Annotated in this window: 1 protein-coding gene; it reads right to left on the bottom strand. The window is 40.2% G+C overall.

Annotation, left to right across the window (positions count from 1 at the left end):
* Positions 1–362: 362 nt before the first annotated feature.
* Positions 363–1,496: IS256 family transposase (locus KS419_RS01315; RefSeq protein ID WP_217064296.1), on the bottom strand; the 1,134-nt coding region annotated here is incomplete at its 5' end.

Genomic DNA, 1,496 nt, shown 5'->3' with positions numbered 1-1,496 from the left:
CTGACTGAAACCCTTGTCGAGCGACCCGTTCGGGCACAAGTTGCTCCAACTTCTGACCGAAACCCTTGTGGAGCGACCCGTTCGGGCACAAGTTGCTCCAACTTCAGTCAAGTCCATATTTATGTGTAAAAGTAGTTACAATAATTAGACCAGTAATTAAGGTTTGGGAAGTGCCATCGAAGATGGTGCTTCCTTGTTTTGGGTCTTTTGGTTTTGAGTCTTTGGGTTTTAGTGTCCTTACCCCCGAGGGGGTAAAAAAATTCCTTTTTTGGAATAAATGAGTGTAGAATCCTATTTCGGCTATATGGAGAGGCTCTTAAGCTCTCCAGAGGCTCGATGTCAAATCGTATAGGGCTTTGTACTCATATGTTTTTGTAATCCTTTAAATAAGCAACATTCTTCTCCTGCCACCCCTCTTCGATCTCCATCAGTACCGCGCCAATTATTCTTAAAGCCGATTGATCATTCGGGAAAATCTGAATAACTTTTTCTCGTCTTCTTATCTCTCTATTTAAACGTTCAAGCATGTTGGTCGTCCGTAAATGCTTATGGTATTTGGTATCTTGTGATTGAAATTGCATCGAATCTTCAAACCCCTGGTCAAGGGTCTCAATGGCTTTAGAGTATCCTTTTTTGTCTTGATATTTAGTAATAAAGTTGTCTTTTAACTCTCGAACATACTTGAGGTTCGGGGTTTGAAACAAGTTCTTTAGTTCCTGTCTAGATTCCGATGAATCTTTTTTAGGGAGAGTGTCCATGATATTCCTTAAAAAATGCACACAACAACGTTGCCAGGCTGTTCCTAAAAAGGACTCTTTAATGGAATTAACTAAGCCTTTATGAGCATCAGAGATGATCATTTTAGGAGAAGTAAGTCCTCTAGATTTTAAATAATCAAAAAATGCAGTCCAGCTGTCCTTGGATTCCCCATGAGTGACTTTTAAACCAATGATTTCTCTAAGGCCATTTTCATTGACACCACAAGCAATAAGAACCCCTTTCGAGACTACTCTATCGTTCTCACGAACCTTGATATACATGGCATCTACATAAACATAAGGGTAATACAAAGTGTTTAGAGGTCTGTTTCTCCACTCTTGGACGATTGGATCAAGCGACTTCGTTAAACTAGACACAAAGGACTTTGAAACACTTTTCCCGCATAATTCTTCTACAACTCTAGTAACCTTCCGTGTTGAGATACCATTAATGACCATCTCAATCATAGAAAGAACAAGGGCCTGATCACAACGACTGTATTTCATAAATAGCTCTGTCGAGAATTCGCCATCACGGGTTCGAGGAACTTTTAATGTAATGGATCCTACTCCTGTCATTAGTTCACGTTCATAGTAACCATTTCGATGCCCATTCCGGGCTTCTGTTCTCTCGTAAGAAAGAGCGTTAATGTACTCATCTCTTTCCTGTTCCATCCTAGCATTCAATACCAAAGCCAAAGCTGCTTTTATATGGGATTCAAGTGGGCTCTTCTCAAC

The sequence above is a fragment of the Evansella tamaricis genome (genome assembly GCF_019042215.1).
In the GTDB taxonomy this organism is placed as follows: domain Bacteria; phylum Bacillota; class Bacilli; order Bacillales; family Salisediminibacteriaceae; genus Evansella; species Evansella tamaricis.
The sequence above is the reverse complement of the archived record's forward strand: the minus strand, read 5'-3'. Positions and strand labels throughout refer to the sequence as shown.